Annotated in this window: 1 pseudogene; it reads left to right on the top strand. The window is 65.3% G+C overall.

The features are described from left to right. Nucleotides 1–593: pseudogene (locus OHD62_RS35565) on the top strand (shikimate kinase); the annotation flags it as partial.

Raw genomic sequence — 593 nt, 5'->3', positions numbered from 1 at the left:
TGCGCCGCTCTGCTGCCGCTGGCGCGCAGCCCGCACAAGCAGCTGCGCTGGCACCGCAGGCAGGCGCTCAACCTGCTGAAGGACATCCAGCCGGTCGTGAAGCACAAGATCGAGGCGCATCTGCAGGCAAGCAGTGCCGAGCAGACACGCGGACCGTGCTCCAGCCGTTGTCCCGCCTTGTCGATCTATCAGGTGCTCAAGGCCCGCGCGGTCCTGGAGTCATTGTACCGGCGACCGTATGTCGAGGGCAGGAAGCCCGACTTGCGGATGACCCAGCAACAGCTGCAGCGTGAGACCAGGCAGATCCTGGCCAGCACGCGCGACCTCATCGAAGGCGACCTTTCCAACATGAGCTGGAACGTGATCGCGGAGATCGAGGCCGATAGCCCGGTCGATGCGCTGGACACGTTCATGGCGCACAATGCGGCAACCGTCCAGGCCCAGCATCCAGCGTCCGTCTTCGATGTCCACCAGGTGTTGCAAGCCATGGACCACGAGCCCAGGCCTCCACAGGGCGACGCGGGACTGATGCAGTTGCCGGTGGTGGACATACGGGGGCAGCGCGTGGCCACCGAGCCCGAGACACGCTATTC

The organism is Mesorhizobium sp. YC-39, assembly GCF_025753795.1.
GTDB lineage: Bacteria > Pseudomonadota > Alphaproteobacteria > Rhizobiales > Rhizobiaceae > Mesorhizobium.
This window is presented reverse-complemented; position numbering and strand designations above follow the sequence as displayed.